Raw genomic sequence first — 17,112 nt, forward strand, 5'->3', positions numbered from 1 at the left:
GTTCGTCCTGAGCCAGGATCAAACTCTCCGTGAATGTTTTCCCGTAATCGGGATGAACACCACGATGAGCGGAACAGTCGAGCGGAATAGGCTCGACCGTTCACAGCGTCCTCGCTGTGTTTTTTCAAAGGAACCTCGTCCCGATCGTGATGACCGGAGACGGGGTATCAACTAAATCTGGCGTTGATTTTTGGCACGCTGTTGAGTTCTCAAGGAACGGTCGCTTCCTTTGTACTCACCCTCTCGGGCTTTCCTCCGGGCTTCCCTTCGGTGTTTCCGACTCTATCAGATCGTTTTCCGATCCGATTTCCTCGGTGCTTTCCAGGTTCTCGCTTTCGCGTTTCCCTTTCCGGCGGTTCCGACTCTATCAGAAGTTTTTGGCCGGTCTTACCGGCCGCTCATTTCTGAGTAATCGGAGGTTGCTTCCTCGGAATTGTCTGAGCGACTTCTTCGAGGAGCAGATAGATTCTAGCGGTCAACCTTGAGCTTGTCCAGCTCCAGGCAACTGTTTGACTCTACCTCCCCGGTCGACCCGTGTCAACGGGTTTCTTGGGGCGATCGGAAGATTAGCAGCTCACAGGCCGTTTACGCACATCAGGCGGCGGTGGGGACGGTGGAGCTGCGCTCGGAGGCCAGCAGGTCGCCCGTCTCTCCGGCGCGGACCGCACGTCCGCCGAGGACATAGACGTAGGCCAGGAACGCCAGCTCGGCCACGATGCCGATGCCGATGCGGGCCCAGGTGGGCAGGCCGGACGGGGTGACGAAGCCTTCGATGGCGCCGGAGACGAAAAGGACCAGGGCGAGGCCGATGGCCATGCCGACGGCCGCGCGCCCTTCTTCCGCAAGGGCCGTACGGCGGCTTCGTGGGCCGGGGTCGATCACTGTCCAGCCGAGGCGGAGGCCCGTACCGGCGGCGACGAAGACCGCGGTCAGTTCGAGCAGGCCGTGCGGGAGGACCAGGCCGAGGAAGGTGTCGAGGCGGCCGGCGGAGGACATGAGGCCGAAGCCGACGCCGAGGTTGAGCATGTTCTGGAAGAGGATCCAGAGCACCGGCAGGCCCAGGAAGACGCCCAGGACCAGGCACATCGCGGCGGCCTGGGCGTTGTTCGTCCACACCTGTGCGGCGAAGGAGGCGGCCGGGTGACTGGAGTAGTAGGTCTCGTACTCGCCGCCGGGGCGGGTCAGCTCGCGGAGGTGGGCGGGGGCCGCGATGGTGGCGCGTACCTCCGGGTGCGTGCCGATCCACCAGCCCAGGAGGATCGCGACCGCCGTCGAGACGAGCGCGGTGGGCACCCACCAGTGGCGGGCCCGGTAGACCGCGGCCGGGAATCCCTGGGTCAGGAAGCGGACCGCGTCGCGCCAGGAGGCGCGGCGGGTTCCGGTGACGGCGCTGCGCGCGCGGGCGACGAGTCGGCTGAGCCGCCCGGTCAGCTGGGGGTCGGGGGCGCTGGACTGGATGAGGGAGAGATGGGTGGCCGTGCGCTGGTAGAGGGTGATCAGCTCGTCGGTCTCGGTGCCGTTGAGCCGCCGCCTGCGGCTGGTCAGGGCGTCGAGGCGGTCCCACTCGGCTCGGTGTGCGGAGACGAAGACGTCCAGGTCCATCGGGTCTGCCTGCTCCTCGGCCGTCGTCGTTTGCGCGTACTGATGTCAGCTTGTCGTACCGCGACGCGATGTGCGCTCAGCTTGGCAGACTTGCCTCAAGGGGCGGACCAGGGGAAGGACGGCGGGGCATGAGTGAGCTGGTGACCGGGGAGGCAGTGGCGCTCGAACTGCGGCCCGCCAAGCTGCCGAGCAGGGCGCTGGCCGTGTTTCTGGACCTGGTCGTGGCTGGGTTCGTGTACATCGGGGTCTCCGTCGTGGTCCTGCTGGCGACCGCGTCGCTGGACGACGCGGCGCAGATGGCGTTGTCCGTCGCGGTGTTCCTGCTGGTCCTGGTGGGTGGTCCTATCGCGGTGGAGACGCTCAGCCACGGTCGCTCGGTGGGGAAGCTGGTGTTCGGGCTGCGGGTGGTGCGGGACGACGGGGGGCCGATCCGGTTCCGGCATGCGTTGGTGCGCGGTGCCGTCGGGGTGGTCGAGATCCTGATGACGTTCGGGGTGGTGGCGTGCATCGCGTCGCTGGTGTCGGCGCGCGGGCGGCGGATCGGGGATGTGTTCGCGGGCACGCTGGTGGTGCGGGAGCGGGTTCCGGTGGGGCGGGCGTGGCCGATGCCGGCGCCGCCGCCGTGGGTCGCGGGGCGGTTCGCCGAGCTGGATCTGTCGGCGGTGCCGGACGGGCTCTGGCTCGCGGTCCGGCAGTACCTGGGGCGGATGCGCCAGCTCGATCCGCAGGTCTCGGCGGCGATGGCCGGGCGGCTCGCGGCCGATCTCGCGGGGCGTACGGGGACGGCGGTGCCGCGGGATCTGCCTCCGGCGCTCTTTTTGGCCGCCGTGGTCCAGGAGCGGCAGGCCCGCGAGGCGGCACCACCGGCGGACGGCGCGGGTCGGGGGGCCCTGGCCGGTGGAGAGGTGCCGGGCAGCGGTGGGTACGGGCCGAGCGGTGGGGGCTGGGCCGCGCCGGGAAGCGCTCCGGTGTACGAGGCTCCGGTGGAGCGGGCGTCCTCGGAGAAGCCGCAGGAGTCTCGTTCCCGGCCGACCGGGTTCGTGCCCCCGGCCTGAAGCAGCCCACCCTGAGCCGCCCACACTGAGCGGCCCTGCCTGAGCAACAACCCCGGTGCTCAGGCGAACGTCGACGGCGGGGTCTGCAGGTCTTCCAGCTCGATGCCTGGGGCCGACAGGACCACGTCCCCGGCGAGGTGCACGGTGTGCCGTTCGCCGGTGTCCAGGGCGGTGACCTGGTATTCGTCCACGATCAGGGGGCCGTTGTCAGTGGCGTGTGTTTCTCTGTCGACCAAGGCCCAGGACTGGTCCACGGTGCGTGGGGCGAGCACCGGGTCGGTGAGGGCGACGAGGCGTACACGGGTGGCGTCGGCGGAGGGGGTGAGGCGCAGCAGGCGAGCGGTGGCGACGAGGAACGCGGGGGACGTGCCGGTGAAGGCGTGGGCGCGCACATTGCCTTCGGTGGCCTGTGTCCCGGTGGGGTCCGTGCGGACCCAGGAGATGCCGTCGAGGGCGGCGCCGCGTACCTGCCAGTCGCCCGCGTGGATTTCGAGGCGCAGGGGGCGGCCGAGGTCGTCCAGGGCGAGGTCGACGGAGCCGCTGTGGTCGCCGGTCGGGGTGGTCAGCTGCGAGACGTAGCGCCAGCCGGAGGGGCCGGGGGCGCAGTGGAAGTGTTCTTCCGCGAGAGGGGTGTGATCGTGCGGATCGTGAAGCGAATAGCGGCCACGCGGCATGACGGGTCCTGGGGTCGGGCGGGCTGACGGTGCGGCGGTGAGCCGACGGTCGGCCGGAGCGGGGCAGGCCCCCGGCACGGGGGTGCGGGGGCCTGCCCGGTTCGCTCAGTAGCGGTAGTGGTCCGACTTGAAGGGGCCGTCGACCTCGACGCCGATGTACGCGGCCTGCTCCGGGCGCAGTGTCGTCAGCTTGACGCCGAGCGAGTCCAGGTGGAGGCGGGCGACCTTCTCGTCCAGGTGCTTGGGCAGCACGTAGACGCCGGTCGGGTACTCGTCGGGCTTGGTGAACAGCTCGATCTGGGCCAGGGTCTGGTCCGCGAAGGAGTTGGACATCACGAACGACGGGTGGCCGGTGGCGTTGCCCAGGTTCAGCAGGCGGCCCTCGGACAGGACGATGATCTTCTTGCCGTCGGGGAAGGTCCAGGTGTGGACCTGCGGCTTGACCTCGTCCTTGACGATGCCGGGGATCTTGGCGAGGCCGGCCATGTCGATCTCGTTGTCGAAGTGGCCGATGTTGCCGACGATGGCCTGGTGCTTCATCTTGGCCATGTCGTCGGCCATGATGATGTCCTTGTTGCCCGTCGTGGTGACGAAGATGTCGGCCTTGTCGACGACCTCGTCCAGGGTCGTGACCTGGTAGCCGTCCATGGCCGCCTGGAGCGCGCAGATCGGGTCGATCTCGGTGACGATCACGCGGGCGCCCTGGCCGCGCAGGGACTCGGCGCAGCCCTTGCCGACGTCGCCGTAGCCGCAGACGACGGCGGTCTTGCCGCCGATGAGGACGTCGGTGGCGCGGTTGATGCCGTCGACCAGGGAGTGGCGGCAGCCGTACTTGTTGTCGAACTTCGACTTGGTGACGGCGTCGTTCACGTTGATCGCCGGGAAGAGCAGGTCGCCGTCGCGCTGCATCTCGTACAGGCGGTGGACGCCGGTGGTGGTCTCCTCGGTCACGCCGCGGATCTCGGAGGCCAGCTGGGTCCACTTCTGGGAGCCGTCGCTGATGGTGCGGTTGAGCAGCTCGAGGATGACGCGGTGCTCGTCGGACTCGGCGGTGTCGGGCGAGGGGACCTTGCCGTCCTTCTCGTACTCGACGCCCTTGTGGACGAGGAGGGTGGCGTCACCGCCGTCGTCCAGGATCATGTTCGGGCCGCCGGTGGGGGTGTTCGGCCAGGTCAGCGCCTGCTCGGTGCACCACCAGTACTCCTCCAGCGTCTCGCCCTTCCAGGCGAAGACCGGGACGCCCTGCGGGTTGTCCGGGGTGCCGTTCGGGCCGACGGCGATGGCGGCGGCCGCGTGGTCCTGGGTGGAGAAGATGTTGCAGGAGGCCCAGCGGACGTCGGCGCCGAGCGCGACCAGGGTCTCGATGAGCACGGCGGTCTGCACCGTCATGTGCAGGGAGCCGGTGATGCGGGCGCCGGCCAGCGGCTGCGCCTCGGCGTACTCCTTGCGGATCGACATCAGGCCGGGCATCTCGTGCTCGGCGAGGGTGATCTCCTTGCGGCCGAACTCGGCCAGGGAGAGGTCGGCGACCTTGAAGTCCTGTCGGTTGTCGACAGTCGTCATTGCGGGCTGCTCCTCGGAGTTGGGGCGAGATGGGTGGGGCTGGTCTGCGCGGCGACGGGCACAAGGGTGCCCGAGAAGAGGACACGGGCGTGCCCGGGTGCGCGCAGCGCAGTCCGTCGGAGGCCCTCTCTCCCTCGGACGATCCGCTCAGGACCGCCCGACCGCCATCAGCAGCGACGTCTGGCTCCGTCCCAAGCTAACACCGGAGATGCGGGCTGCCCCAGTCCGCCTCTCGGGTCGGCGGGGTGTCCGGTACGGCGGACGGGGCCCGCCCGGGTGGGGGCGGGCCCCGTCGGACGAGGTGACCGGGTGGCCGGAGCGGTGGCTCAGTGGTCGGCCGGGTGAGGCGTGGGACCGCCCGGGGTGGCCTTGGGGTCCGGGCCCTTGGCGGCCTCGGCCTCGCTGTAGATGTCGGGCTCCAGGTAGATGACGCGGGCGATCGGGACGGCCTCGCGGATGCGGGCCTCGGCGGCGTTGATGGCGTGGGCGACCTCGGTGGCCGTGTCGTCGTGCTCGACGGCGATCTTGGCGGCGACGAGCAGTTCCTCGGGGCCGAGGTGGAGGGTGCGCATGTGGATGACGCCGGTGACCGTGTCGCCGTCGACGATGGCGGCCTCGATCTTCTTGACGTCCTCCACGCCCGCGGCCTCGCCGAGCAGCAGGGACTTGGTCTCGGCGGCCAGGACGAGGGCGATCAGGACGAGCAGGACACCGATGCAGACGGTGCCGATGCCGTCCCAGACGCCGTTGCCCGTCAGGAGGGCGACGCCGACGCCGACGAGGGCGAGGACCAGACCGATGAGCGCGCCGAAGTCCTCCAGCAGGACGACGGGCAGCTCGGGGGCCTTGGCGCGGCGGATGAACTGCGTCCAGGAGAGCTTGCCGCGCAGCTCGTTGGACTCCTTGATGGCGGTGCGGAAGGAGAAGCCCTCGGCGATGATCGCGAAGACCAGGACGCCCACCGGCCAGTACCAGTGCTCCACCGGGTGGGGGTGGCTGATCTTCTCGTAGCCCTCGTAGATGGCGAACATGCCGCCGATGGAGAAGAGGACGATCGAGACGAGGAAGGCGTAGATGTAGCGCTCGCGGCCGTAGCCGAAGGGGTGTTGCGGGGTGGCCTCGCGCTGGGCCTTCTTGCCGCCGATGAGGAGCAGGAACTGGTTGCCGGAGTCGGCGACCGAGTGCACGCCCTCGGCGAGCATCGACGAGGAGCCGCTGAACGCGAACGCCACGAATTTCGCGACCGCGATCGCGAGGTTGGCACTGAGTGCCGCCACGATCGCCTTCGTACCGCCTGACGCGCTCATGTGTCCGCGTGTCCCTTCGCTGTCGTACGTCTACGCCGTCTCGGCGTGTACCCGTCTTTGCCGGTGCTTTGCCGGTGGGCCATTGTTGCAGCCCACCGGAGGGCGGCGTGTCAGTTGCCCACAGGCCCGGTCATACGATCACAGTGGCGCGGAAGACGGTGCCCGTTCCGGCCAGCTCGACGCGCTCACCTGCGGGGACGAAGACCGAGTGGCCCGGGGTCAGCTCGTGCTCGCCCGCGCGGACGGTGCCCGCCGTGCACAGCAGGATCTGCGGGGTGTCGCGGGTCAGGTCACGGATCGCGCCGCCCTCGGGCAGGACGAGGCGGGAGAGCCGGAACTCGTCGATCGGGGTCTCGTAGACCTCCTCCCCCTCCGGCGATGCCTCGGGGCGCAGGACGCCCGGGTCGCTCGAGGCGAAGCGGACGATCCGCAGGAGTTCGGGGACGTCGACGTGCTTGGGGGTCAGGCCGCAGCGCAGGACGTTGTCCGAGTTGGCCATGATCTCCACGCCCAGACCGTCGAGGTAGGCGTGCGGGATGCCCGCGCCGAGGAACAGGGCCTCGCCGGGCTGGAGCCGGACGTGGTGGAGCAGCAGGGCGGCGATGACGCCGGGGTCGCCCGCGTAGTGCCGGGCTATCTGGGCGTAGGGGGCGTAGGGGCCGCCGAGGCGAGTGAAGGCGGCGCTCGCCTCGGCGACGGTGCGGGCCATGTCGTCGCGGTCGGCGGTGAGGATCGCGGTGAGGACTTCACGCAGGGCGGCGTCCTCGGGGCGGGCGCGCAGCGCGTCGGCGTAGGGCTTGAGGGAGTCGACGCCGAGTCCTTCGAGCAGCGCGGCGGCCTCGGCGGCGGGGCGGAAGCCGCACAGGCCGTCGAACTCGGTGAGCGCGCAGATCAGCTCGGGCTTGTGGTTGGCGTCCTTGTAGTTGCGCTCCGGGGCGTCCACCGGGATGCCCCGGCGCTCCTCGTCGGCGTAGCCCTCCCGCGCCTGGGCGAGGTCGGGGTGGACCTGGAGGGAGAGCGGGGCGCCCGCGGCGAGGAGCTTGAGCAGGAACGGCAGCCGGGGGCCGAACTTCGCGACCGCCGCCGCGCCGAGTTCGCGCTCGGGGTCGGCGGCGATGACCTCGGTGAGCGGGCCGCGCGGGGTGCGCGAGGGTGCGCCGGGGTGGGCGCCCATCCACATCTCGGCCTGCGGCTGACCGGTCGGCTCGGTGCCGAGCAGGCGCGGGATGGCGGTGGTCGAGCCCCACGCGTAGGGGCGGACGGTGTTGTCGAGGCGGTCCATGTGTCTTCTCTGTCTCCGTACGTGCGCTGCGCGGCCGGTGCCGGAAAGGGGCGCGGGCCGGGCCGCCGCCGGGTGTGCGGGCGGGCGGTCCGGGAGCAAGGTCAGGCGGCGGAGGCGAGCGCCAGGTAAACGGCGGCGAAATCCGTGACGGCGATCAGTTCCGCGAGGGTCTCCAGATCGGCGCCCTCCTCCGGCTCCAGTTCGCTGATCGGCGTGTCGTGGCTGAGGGCCAGGTCACGGGCGGCGGGAGCGGCGGTGAGACCGCCGATCGGGCGGTCGCGGAGCAGCACCACGCGCGCGTGCAGGGCGGGTGCCTCCTCCACCCGGTCGCGGAAGAAGTCGTCGGGGTCGGCGCTCGCGGCCAGCGGGCCCGCGAGAAGGGCGCTGTGCACGGCAAGGGCCTCGGGGAGTTCCGCGACCAGGGCGGGGCGTCCGGCGAGTTCGGCGAGGGCGTCGGCGAAGCGGCGGCCCGCCGGGCCCGCGGAGGTGCCCTCGGTCCAGACGACCGGGAGCGCGTCGGCCAGTTCGGCGGCCAGGGTCTTCGCCGGGTTGCTGTAGGTCACGAGGGCGGGCCCGCAGCGCTCGGCCACGCGGTCCAGCCGGTCCGCGACCTTCTCCAGGGCCTCCGGGTCGGCCGCGAGCAGACCGACGCGGTCGAGCAGGGCGAGCAGCGGGGTGAGCAGGGCCCAGAAGACGCCGGAGGAGGCTCCGGCGACGGGCTCCCCCTGGTCGTAGGGGGCCGTGGCCATGGGGACGAAGAGGCCGTGCGCCCCGGCGACCGCCTCGGTGAGCGGGGTGCCGGAGGGGGCCACGGCGACGACGGAGCAGCCCCGGCGGTAGGCCTGCTCGGCCAGCAGGGACAGGCCCGGTTCGCTGCCGTCCGGGGTGGCGATCAGCAGCAGGTCCACGGAACCGGCCCAGCCGGGCAGCTCCCAGCGCAGGGCACCGGGGGCGGGGGCCACGCCGCTCGGGGCGAGGCGGATGACCGGGCTGCCGGGTCCGGCCAGGGTGCCGAGCAGGTCGGCGGCGTGGGTGGCGGCGGCTCCGGGCCCCGCGATCAGGACGGCGCGGGGGCGGCCGTCCGGCCGCAGGGCGCCGACGCCCGCCTCGACGGCGTGCCGGGCGGCCGTACGGACCCGGGCTCCGGCCTCCGCCGCCCCGCGCAGGAGCCCTCGGCGGTCGGCCTCGGCGAGGCCCTCCGGGGTGTCCAGGAGCGATTCGTCGAGCATGGGCGGCAGCCTCCGGTCGCCGGGAATCCAGTCGGGGTGGTCGGGCGCGCGGGCCGGGTCGCGCCACGGCTCGGGCGCCCGGCGGTGCTACAGCGGGCGGCGGGCCTCGTCGACGAGCAGGACGGGGATGCCGTCGCGGACCGGGTACGCCAGCGCGCACTCCTGGCCGGTGCAGACCAGCTCGGTGCCCTCGGTGTCCTGCGCGCCGTCCTGCTCCTTGAGCGCGGAATGGCAGGCCGGGCAGGCCAGGATCTCCAGGAGGCCGGCTTCGAGCGCCATGGGGTGTCCCTTCGGGCGGCGGTACGGGATGTACGGATGTGCTGGTCAGGTTACCGCCGTACGACGGGGCGCCGTACGGCCGCGGCCTGGTCCGGCGCCGGTCAGGCGCGGATGATCGCCAGCGCCTCGTCGCGGATCTTCTCCATGGTGGTCTCGTCCTTGGCCTCCGCGTTCAGGCGGAGCAGGGGCTCGGTGTTGGAGGGGCGGACGTTGAACCACCAGTCGACGGCGGAGACGGTGAGGCCGTCGAGGTCGTCCAGGGTGACGCCGGGGCGGCCCTCGTAGGCGGCGCGGATCGCGGCGAGGCGGCCCGCCTGGTCGGCGACGGTGGAGTTGATCTCGCCGGAGCCCGCGTAGCGGTCGTACGCGGCGACGAGGGCGGACAGCGGGCCGTCCTGGCCGCCGAGGGCGGCGAGGATGTGCAGGGCGGCCAGCATGCCCGTGTCGGCGTTCCAGAAGTCCTTGAAGTAGTAGTGCGCGGAGTGCTCGCCGCCGAAGATCGCGCCGGAGCGGGCCATCTCGGCCTTGATGAAGGAGTGGCCGACCCGGGTGCGCACCGGGGTGCCGCCGTGCTCGCGCACGACCTCGGGGACGGTGCGCGAGGTGATCAGATTGTGGATGACGGTGCCCGAGCCGCCGTTGCGGGCCAGCTCGCGCACGGCGACCAGCGCGGTGATCGCGGACGGGGAGACCGGGGCGCCGTTCTCGTCCACGACGAAGCAGCGGTCGGCGTCGCCGTCGAAGGCGATGCCGAGGTCGGCGCCCTCCTGCGGGACGCGCTCGCTCAGGTCCACGATGTTGGCCGGGTCCAGCGGGTTGGCCTCGTGGTTGGGGAAGGTGCCGTCCAGCTCGAAGTACATCGGGACGACGGTCAGCGGCAGTCCGGCGAGCACGGTGGGCACGGTGTGGCCGCCCATGCCGTTGCCCGCGTCCACGACGACCTTCAGCGGGCGGATCGCGCTGAGGTCGACCAGGGAGCGCAGATGGGCCGCGTAGTCGTCCAGCGTGTCGCGCGTGGTGAGCGTGCCCGGCTCGGCGGCCGGTGCCGGGGCGCCCGACTCCAGCCAGCGCTCGACCAGTTCGCGGATCTCGGCGAGCCCGGTGTCCTGGCCGACCGGGGCGGCGCCCGCGCGGCACATCTTGATGCCGTTGTACTGGGCCGGGTTGTGCGAGGCGGTGAACATCGCGCCGGGCAGGCCGAGGGCGCCCGAGGCGTAGTAGAGCTGGTCGGTGGAGCAGAGGCCGATCTCGGTGACGTCCACGCCCCGGTCGGCGGCGCCGCGCGCGAAGGCGCGGGAGAGGCCGGGCGAGGAGGGGCGCATGTCGTGGCCGACGACGATCGCGCGGGCGTCGGTCACCTCGGCGAAGGCGGCGCCGAAGAGCGCGGCCAGGGACTCGTCCCACTGGTCCGGGACCACTCCGCGCACGTCGTACGCCTTCACGATCTGCGACAGATCAGCAGTCACGGCCCAGCCTCCCGAAAGTCCTGTGGGTGCCCAAAACTACCCGCCCGGGGCAATCGGCCGGGCGTGGGACACCACAAGGGCGGTGCGGAGCGGCGGACGCCGCGTCAGTTGTCGGGTGAGCGCAGGACCCGCAGGTGACCGCGGCGGGCCACCTCCATGGGGTCCGCGGTGCGCGCGCCGCCCGCTCCGGCCGCGCGTTCCTGGGGGCGGGCCGCCTCGCGCACGGCGTTGGCGAGGGCTTCCAGGTCGTCACCGCTGGGGCGGGCGGGGGCCGAGCCGTCGAGCAGGCGGACGACCTCCCAGCCGCGCGGGGCGGTCAGGCGCTCGGAGTGCTCGGCGCACAGGTCGTAGCAGTGGGGCTCGGCGTAGGTGGCGAGGGGGCCGAGGACCGCGGTCGAGTCGGCGTAGACGTACGTCAGCGTCGCGACGGCGGGTCGGCCGCAGGCGGTGCGCGAACAGCGACGTACAGGGCTCACGACGTTGGACGGTACCGCACTCTTGAGCGGGCCGCGACGACTCTCCACCAGGTCACTCCCCCGTGTCGTGCTGTGAATCGTCCCACGCGCCCTTCGGAACAAGCCGTGTTGACCTGCTACGACGGGTGTTCGCACCATTCCCCGGCAGGGTGCGAGCGGTCATGAGTCGGTACAAACTTCGTCAATTACGTGGTGTCCGCCGGTCTTGGAGCGTTACGGAAACGAGCCTTGGCCCGGCCGGATCGGTCATCGGGGGACATCGTCGTCCGGTGCGGGGCGCCGCGTGGAGCCGGGCGCGGCGGGCGGGCGGGGACTAGGCTTCACCGGTGATGGACAACCGTGTACCGCCCCGTGCCGCAGGCCCCGGGCCCCGCCGCCGTGATCGTCACGGGCGGGGCATGCGGGGGCCGATCGCGCCTCCCCAGGTGCCGCTGGCCGCCAGTCGTGGCGAGGTGTTCGCGGATCTGGTGCAGGACTCCGTGGACCGGCTGGAGCGGCGGTGGCCGCAGCTGGCCGAGGTCGACTTCCTGGTGCTCGAAGTGCCCCGGCTGGGGGGCCCGGGTGACGCGTGGGCCGACGAGGCCGTGCCGCTCGGCGGGATCATCCCGGCGCGGGAGGGACGGCGGGCCCGGGTCGTGGTGTACCGGCGGCCGGTGGAGATCCGCACCAAGGGCCGCGAGGACCGGGCCACGCTGGTGCACGAGGTCGTCGTGGAACAGGTCGCCGAGCTGCTGGGGCTCACCCCGGAGACGGTCGATCCCCGGTACGGCGAGGACTGACCGGTACGGCGGGAAAAGGCCGGGCCACGCGTGCGTGACCCGGCCTTCCCTGTGAACTCCGCCCCGCCTGGCTACTTCTGAAGGATCGCCAGGTCCTGGTCCGCCTGCGGTACGGACACCAGTCCGCGGTCGCTCGGCAGGGTCTGGACGGTGAAGCCGGGGACGCCCTCCTCGGTCGCCGACAGGGTGCGCGAGCCGTACACCGGGCCGCCGGAGACGGACTCCACCGTGAGCGCGTAGGTGCCGCTCAGGCCCGAGGGGACCGGAGCGTCGACGTTCTGGGTGGTGCCCGCCTTGATGGTGAACGTCTTGGTGGCCGGGCTGCCGCCCTCGCTGCCCGCCGAGGCGGTGACCTTGACGGTGGCGGTGGCGGTGGGCGCGGTCAGGGCCAGGGTGGTGCCCTTGGCGCTGTTGTCGGCCGAGGTCGCGCGGCGGCCGACGGGGGCGGTCGCCGGGATGTACGCCGTCTCCCGCTTGGCTCCCGTGCCGCGTACGACGCGCAGCGCGGCCACCACGGGCACGGAACCGCCGGACGGCGTGAGGATCAGCGAGCCCGCCTGGTCGCGGGTGACGGCGCCGAGGTCGGCGGAGGTGGTCATGCCGGACTTGACGTGCAGCGTCTCGTTCCCCGCCGGGGTGATCGTGCCGTTCGGGGTGGCCAGGCGGATCTTCAGGTCCGCGTCGTCGTCGCCGGGGGTGAAGGCGACCAGGCGCACGTCGGTGGCGTCCTTGGGGATGCCGGGCAGGACCAGGCTGCCCGCCGGGTCGGCGGACGCGGCCAGCCAGTCGCCGCCCCCGGCGTCGTCCTGGGCCTGGACGGTGGCGCCGACCCGGCCGCTGCGCACGGTGACGTGCACGGTCAGATCGGTCTCCCGCTCGTCGGTGAGGGTGGACAGCAGCACCGGTTCGCTCGCGTGCGGCTGGACGGTGATGCCGTCGGCGACCTCCGACTTGATCGCGCCGTCCTTGCCGTAGAGCTTGATGTCCACGACGGCTGCGGAGTCGTCCGGGTTGGTCAGGTGGACGTAGTCGGTGCGGCCCGCCGCGGTGCTCGCGCCGGGGAACCAGAAGTCGGTGTCGGCAGGCGTGCAGGTGACACCCTGGAGGCCACTGCCGGTACCCGCGGCGATCTCGGTGGTCTCCTGGACGGTCCAGCCGGGCGCGTACTTGCCGTCGGCGGTGCCGATGAACGCGGGGGCGTCCGAGCCCGAGGTGTCGCCGGTGGCCGGGGTGCCGGGTGCCTTGGGCTTGAGGGGCGGTGCGGCGGCCGGGTTCTTCTTGCCGCCCTTGCCGCTCTTGCCGGAGCTGTCGGGGGTCTCCTCGGTGGCCGCCTGGAGGGTGGCCTTGCCACCGGCGTCGGTGCCCTTGGTGACGGGCGTGAACGACGTGTACGACGTGTCGGCGATGTCGGAGAAGCTGGGCGCCGGGCAGAGCAGTCCGGTGCGCTGCACGGGCAGTTCGGCGGCGGCCTTCACGCGGCTGTCGCCGGACGCCGGGGGCGGGTCGAACGCCGCGTAGGCGGTGACCGCGGTCAGCGCGGTGGCGCAGGCGAGGAGGGACAGGGTGGTGCGGTTCACTGCTGGCTCCCGTCGTGGCGCTCGTCGCCGGTGCCGTAGGGCTGCTGGGCGGGGTCGTAGCCGTGCGGGTGGGCCGCCGGGTCGTAGGGCTGCGGCTGTCCGGCCGGGTCGCCGTAGCCGTACGGGTCATAGGGGTTGGCCTGGCCCTGCTGGTACGGGTCGTTGCCGTAGGCGCCCTGGTAGGGGTCCTGGTACGGGTACGGGTTCTGGTCGGCCGGGTAGGCCGCGTACTCGCCCTCGGCGTACTCGGACTCCTGCTGGTACTCGGCCTCCGCGTAGGCGGGGGCGTCCCACTCGGCGTAGTTCTGCTGGTGCGGGACGGCGCCTTCGGGGAGTTCCTGCGGGAAGTCGCCCTCGGGGAAGTCCTCGTGCGGGTTCCCGGGGAAGGCGGGGTCCTGCTCGCCGGGCTCCGGCTCCCGCAGCGCGGCCTCGCGCGCGGCCTGTTCCTCGGCCTGGGCGCGCAGACGGCGGGCGCGGCGGCCGTCGCCCGCGAGGTCGTCGGCGGTGGGCAGGTCCTCCTCGGGGAGGTCGTCGTCCACGTCGCGGCGGCGGCCGGGCAGGGCGAGGACGACCAGGACGACCGCGAGCGCGCCCTGGGCCCACAGCCACAGGGTGTGGGTGAAGGGGGCGTCGAAGGTGACGTCCAGCTTGCCGCCGCTCGCGGGGAGCTGGAAGCCCTGGGCCCAGCCGTCGACCGTGGTGCGGGTGAGCGGCTTGCCGTCCAGGGTGGCGGTCCAGCCCTCGGCGGCGGTGTCGGCGAGCCGGAGGACGCGGCCGTCGGAGCCGCTGGGGACCGTGGTGTGGATCTCCACCGGGCCCGCGGCGACAGGCTGGGGCGTGCCGGAACCGCCGCGCTCCACGATGGCGGCGCGGGAGACCTCGGCGTTGACGCGCCACAGCCCGCTGCCGTTCTGCTGGCTGAGGCGGCTCAGGCCGGGGGTGGCGTCCAGGACGCGGCTGAGCTGGCGGGGGGCGCCCTGGTGGACGAGGACGTAGCGCACGGCGAAGCCGCCGAGCTGTCCTGCCTGGTCGGCGCCGGAGCCCGCGACCAGGTTGGCGACGATCTTGTCCAGACGGGTGTTCGCCCCGTCGGAGGCGGTGAACTCGGCGTCGCCGATGCGGGCGCCCGCGCCCCGGACCAGGCTGTAGCGCACCTGGGAGGCGGAGTCGCTGTCCAGGACGAGCGTGCGGGCGCGGTCGCGGGTGGCGGCGTCCTCGGCGACGAACGCGGGGACCTGGGCCGGGTCGCGGCGCTCCAGCGGGCCGTCGGCGCCGCCGATCATCCAGCTCGCGGCGGCCAGGAGCGGGCCGACCGCCGAGGCGAGGGCGATCAGGGCGGCGACCGGCTGGCGCCAGCCGAAGCTCTGCTCGGCCACCCGCGCGCGTGCTCCGTCGGCGCCGAGCGTGGCGGCGGCGAGCAGGGCGATGCCGTAGACGAGGGTGGCGGGTCCGGCCCAGGCGGAGTGGTTGGACAGGACGGCGAGGACGAGGCCGGTCAGGGCGACGGCCCACGCGGTGCGGATGCCCAGCTGCCGCTCCGAGCGCAGCAGGGCGGCGAGCGCGGCCAGGACGATGCCGATGAGCAGCAGGCCGGACACGGTGCCGGAGCCGCCGGGGCTGGTGCCGAGCAGGTCGGACGCCGAGGCGGCGGAGAAGCCGTAGTCCAGCCCCGCCTCGCCGAAGAAGTGCGTCGGGAGCAGGGTCAGCGACCAGGGCGCGAGGACCAGCAGCGGGGTGCCGAGCTGGACGAGGAGGCGCAGCAGGGACGCGATCAGGTCCGAGCGGCGCAGCACCAGGACACCGAGGCCGAGCACCAGCGCGGCGGGCCAGACGATCGGGGTGAACGCCGTGGTGATGGTCAGCAGCAGCGCGTACGCCCAGGTGGCGCGCCAGCTGCCGCGACCGCCCGAGGTGTGGGTGAGGCCGCTGGCGGCGACACCGGCGCGCGCGATGAGCGGCAGCAGCACGGCGAGGACGGCGGTCCCGATCCGGCCGCCCGCGAGGGCGCCGGTGACGGCGGGCAGGAAGGCGTAGGCGATGGCCGCCCAGGCGCGCAGCAGCCGGGAGTCGACCAGGGGCCGGGAGGCGAAGTAGGCGGTGAAGCCCGCGAGCGGCACCGAGCCGACCAGCAGCACGGTGACGGCGAGGCCGGTGGAGCCGAGGAGCAGGGAGGCCAGCGAGGCGAGGACGGCCAGGTACGGCGGCGCGGCGGGGGTGCCGCCCGCGCCCGCCGGGTGCCAGGCGGCGCCGTAGGTGGCCCACAGGTCGCTCGCTCCGGCCGGGACGGGCAGCAGGGCACCGCCCGCGAGGGCGCCGCCGCCGAGCAGGGCGCGGCAGGCGACGAGGGAGATCAGCAGCAGGCCGAGGAAGAGCACCGGGCCGGGGTTGCGGGCGATGCGCTTGAGGCGGGCGTACCGCTCGACCTCGAAGAACTCGTCGTCGCTTCCGGTGTCCCCGCCGCCGCCGTGCCGTCCGACGGGGGTGGTGTCGGACTCGGAGTTGGTGGAGAAGTTGGCCGCGACCTGCTCGATCGTGACCCGGATGGTCGCGCCGGGCGGCGGGAAGAGCGGGCGGAGTTCGTCCTTGTCGACGACCGGGCGCCCGCGTCGCTTGCGGGCGGCGAGGACGCGCTCGGGGCGCAGCAGGGTGCCGAGCAGACCCCGGATCTCGTCCACGGCCTGTCCTGGCACCTTGCCGACGAGATAGGCGAGGGTGCGCAGGAGGGTGCCGAGGACGAGCCGCAGAAGCACCCAGGGCAGGGCGGCGGTGCGGGTGTTGACGAGCAGGGTGTGGACCGCGCCCGCCTTGTCGACCTTGTGCGGGGAGGCGGCGGTGCGGCCCGCGCAGTCCACCGCGCGGCGCTCGCGGGAGGCGGCCTCGGCGTGCCGGACGACCGCGTCGGGGGCGATCAGGACGCGGTGACCGGCCAGATGGGCGCGCCAGCACAGGTCCACGTCGTCCCGCATGAGGGGCAGCCGGCGGTCGAAGCCGCCCAGTTCCTCGAAGACGTCGCGCCGGACGAGCATGCCCGCGGTGGAGACGGACAGGACGGGGCGTACGTGGTCGTGCTGGCCCTGGTCCTGCTCGCGGCGGTCCAGGCCGGTCCAGCGGCGACCGGAGTTGGCGATGGAGACGCCGACCTCCAGGAGCTGCCTGCGGTCGTACCAGCCGCGGAGCTTGGGGCCGACGACGGCCACGTCGTCGCGGCCCAGCTCGAGTTCGTTGTCCACGACGCGCAGCAGCTGGGCGAGCGCGTCGGGCTCGGGGGCGCAGTCGTCGTGCAGCAGCCAGAGCCACTGGACGGGTTCGCCGTGCGCGGGTCCGGGCCGGTCGTAGGCGTCCTCGCCCCAGGTGCCGCCCGGTGTGTTCCAGCCGCCGAGGCTCCGGAGGTAGGGCAGCTCGTCGGCGGTGAGGACGGGGGCGTGCCGGTCGGCCTCCTCGACGGCCGCGCCGAAGCCGGTGCGCCGGGCGAGGTGCAGGACGTTGGCGTCACCGAGCGCCTCGGCGACCAGCTGGGCGGAGTCGTCCGCGCTGCCGGTGTCGGCCGCCACCGCGTACTGCACGGGGCGCTCCTGGCCGATCAGCCCGGCGAGGGCGTCGGGCAGCCAGCGGGCGCCGTCGTGGGTGACGAGGACGGCGGTCACCACATGACGCGGGAACTCAGGGGTGGCAGCGTCGTGTTGGGCTGCCGTATGGCTGTGCACGGACATCGAGGTACGGGCCCCGGTTCGATGGACTGCGGTGGACGCGTGCGCCCCTGGTGCGGGGCGGGGCGTCTCGGACGAGCGCCCACACTATCGGCTGACCATGGCGACGGCCCGCC

General features: G+C 72.8%; 13 protein-coding genes. 2 read left to right on the forward strand and 11 right to left on the reverse strand.

Annotation, left to right across the window (positions count from 1 at the left end; all coding sequences use genetic code 11):
• Nucleotides 1-594: 594 nt before the first annotated feature.
• Nucleotides 595-1,602, reverse strand: a complete 1,008-nt coding sequence (locus B079_RS0122240; RefSeq protein WP_018548049.1) for a stage II sporulation protein M — start codon at nt 1,600-1,602, stop codon at nt 595-597.
• 128 nt (nt 1,603-1,730) lie between these two features.
• Here B079_RS0122240 and B079_RS0122245 point away from each other — a divergent pair, with 128 nt between their 5' ends.
• Nucleotides 1,731-2,657 (forward strand): RDD family protein, encoded by a 927-nt coding sequence (locus B079_RS0122245; RefSeq protein WP_018548050.1) that lies wholly within the window; start codon nt 1,731-1,733, stop codon nt 2,655-2,657.
• 59 nt (nt 2,658-2,716) lie between these two features.
• On the opposite strand, the gene B079_RS0122250 is transcribed toward B079_RS0122245, so the two are convergent.
• The 8 genes from B079_RS0122250 to B079_RS0122285 all read right to left on the reverse strand — a co-directional run bounded on the left by B079_RS0122250 (nt 2,717) and on the right by B079_RS0122285 (nt 10,981).
• The gene (locus B079_RS0122250; protein ID WP_018548051.1) at nt 2,717-3,331 is read right to left on the reverse strand and encodes a hypothetical protein; all 615 of its coding nucleotides are present in this window, start codon (nt 3,329-3,331) and stop codon (nt 2,717-2,719) included.
• A 105-nt stretch (nt 3,332-3,436) separates the two neighbouring features.
• Nucleotides 3,437-4,894 (reverse strand): adenosylhomocysteinase, encoded by a 1,458-nt coding sequence (gene ahcY / locus B079_RS0122255; protein WP_018548052.1) that lies wholly within the window; start codon nt 4,892-4,894, stop codon nt 3,437-3,439.
• Nucleotides 4,895-5,220: 326 nt separating this feature from the next.
• Complete coding sequence (locus B079_RS0122260; protein ID WP_018548053.1) at nt 5,221-6,201, reverse strand: cation diffusion facilitator family transporter; 981 nt, start codon at nt 6,199-6,201, stop codon at nt 5,221-5,223.
• Nucleotides 6,202-6,331: 130 nt separating this feature from the next.
• Nucleotides 6,332-7,483: a mannose-6-phosphate isomerase, class I gene (manA, locus tag B079_RS0122265; RefSeq protein ID WP_018548054.1), complete on the reverse strand. Its 1,152-nt coding sequence runs from the start codon at nt 7,481-7,483 to the stop codon at nt 6,332-6,334.
• A 101-nt stretch (nt 7,484-7,584) separates the two neighbouring features.
• The gene (locus tag B079_RS0122270; RefSeq protein WP_018548055.1) at nt 7,585-8,712 is read right to left on the reverse strand and encodes an SIS domain-containing protein; all 1,128 of its coding nucleotides are present in this window, start codon (nt 8,710-8,712) and stop codon (nt 7,585-7,587) included.
• An 87-nt stretch (nt 8,713-8,799) separates the two neighbouring features.
• Nucleotides 8,800-8,991, reverse strand: a complete 192-nt coding sequence (locus B079_RS0122275; RefSeq protein WP_018548056.1) for a Trm112 family protein — start codon at nt 8,989-8,991, stop codon at nt 8,800-8,802.
• Nucleotides 8,992-9,092: 101 nt separating this feature from the next.
• Nucleotides 9,093-10,457, reverse strand: a complete 1,365-nt coding sequence (locus B079_RS0122280) for a phosphomannomutase/phosphoglucomutase (RefSeq protein ID WP_026248944.1) — start codon at nt 10,455-10,457, stop codon at nt 9,093-9,095.
• Nucleotides 10,458-10,561: 104 nt separating this feature from the next.
• Nucleotides 10,562-10,981 carry a DUF3499 domain-containing protein gene (locus tag B079_RS0122285; protein WP_018548058.1) on the reverse strand — a complete coding sequence of 140 codons (420 nt, stop codon included), beginning with the start codon at nt 10,979-10,981 and terminating at the stop codon, nt 10,562-10,564.
• Between the two features lie 281 nt (nt 10,982-11,262).
• Between B079_RS0122285 and B079_RS0122290 the strand changes: the two genes are divergently transcribed.
• Nucleotides 11,263-11,712, forward strand: a complete 450-nt coding sequence (locus tag B079_RS0122290; protein ID WP_078496059.1) for a metallopeptidase family protein — start codon at nt 11,263-11,265, stop codon at nt 11,710-11,712.
• Nucleotides 11,713-11,783: 71 nt separating this feature from the next.
• Here B079_RS0122290 and B079_RS0122295 read toward each other — a convergent pair whose 3' ends face one another.
• Both B079_RS0122295 and B079_RS0122300 read right to left on the reverse strand, forming a co-directional pair.
• A complete protein-coding gene (locus tag B079_RS0122295) occupies nt 11,784-13,289 on the reverse strand; it encodes a DUF5719 family protein (RefSeq protein WP_018548060.1) in 1,506 nt (501 codons plus the stop codon).
• Nucleotides 13,286-16,999, reverse strand: a complete 3,714-nt coding sequence (locus B079_RS0122300; RefSeq protein WP_086022408.1) for a glycosyltransferase family 2 protein — start codon at nt 16,997-16,999, stop codon at nt 13,286-13,288. The genes B079_RS0122295 and B079_RS0122300 overlap by 4 nt, the downstream gene beginning before the upstream one ends.
• Between the last annotated feature and the right edge of the window lie 113 nt (nt 17,000-17,112).

The sequence above is a fragment of the Streptomyces sp. LaPpAH-108 genome, from assembly GCF_000373625.1.
Taxonomy (GTDB): Bacteria; Actinomycetota; Actinomycetes; order Streptomycetales; family Streptomycetaceae; genus Streptomyces.

Bases quoted from the DNA above. Each gene is read 5' to 3' on its own strand.
- manA (WP_018548054.1), bottom strand. From the start codon at position 7,483: ATGGACCGCCTCGACAACACCGTCCGCCCCTACGCGTGGGGCTCGACC.
- B079_RS0122240 (WP_018548049.1), bottom strand. From the start codon at position 1,602: ATGGACCTGGACGTCTTCGTCTCCGCACACCGAGCCGAGTGGGACCGC.
- B079_RS0122245 (WP_018548050.1), top strand. From the start codon at position 1,731: ATGAGTGAGCTGGTGACCGGGGAGGCAGTGGCGCTCGAACTGCGGCCC.
- B079_RS0122300 (WP_086022408.1), bottom strand. From the start codon at position 16,999: ATGTCCGTGCACAGCCATACGGCAGCCCAACACGACGCTGCCACCCCT.
- B079_RS0122275 (WP_018548056.1), bottom strand. From the start codon at position 8,991: ATGGCGCTCGAAGCCGGCCTCCTGGAGATCCTGGCCTGCCCGGCCTGC.
- B079_RS0122270 (WP_018548055.1), bottom strand. From the start codon at position 8,712: ATGCTCGACGAATCGCTCCTGGACACCCCGGAGGGCCTCGCCGAGGCC.
- B079_RS0122260 (WP_018548053.1), bottom strand. From the start codon at position 6,201: ATGAGCGCGTCAGGCGGTACGAAGGCGATCGTGGCGGCACTCAGTGCC.
- B079_RS0122290 (WP_078496059.1), top strand. From the start codon at position 11,263: ATGGACAACCGTGTACCGCCCCGTGCCGCAGGCCCCGGGCCCCGCCGC.
- ahcY (WP_018548052.1), bottom strand. From the start codon at position 4,894: ATGACGACTGTCGACAACCGACAGGACTTCAAGGTCGCCGACCTCTCC.
- B079_RS0122250 (WP_018548051.1), bottom strand. From the start codon at position 3,331: ATGCCGCGTGGCCGCTATTCGCTTCACGATCCGCACGATCACACCCCT.